This window comes from Telluria sp. AZSoR62, from assembly GCF_058111565.1.
Window position 1 is genome coordinate 1 of the sequence record NZ_JBYTST010000501.1, and the last position, 246, is coordinate 246.

1 pseudogene is annotated in these 246 nt (G+C 47.2%); it reads left to right on the forward strand.

Annotated features, from left to right (window positions below):
• A pseudogene (locus tag AC3XQU_RS24530) lies at window positions 1–246 on the forward strand (hypothetical protein); the annotation flags it as partial.

Here is a 246-nt window from a genome sequence, read left to right on the forward strand (position 1 = left end):
AGATATGAAGAGCCATATATTTTGCCCCGAATGCTGTGTTGGATTATTTCGATCCCCTGAAGACGATGATAAGGATGCAAAAGGTCGTGCAGCTTACTTTGCTCATAGCAGAGTGCATCAGCCTCCCTGCGGGCTGCGCGTCAAGAAAAAAGACGGGCAACGGTTTACAAGTGAAGAGGAAGCAAAACAGGCTGTTGATGATGGGCTGTTGGTTGTAGTTAAAGGGTTTATGAAGGGGAAGCCAGT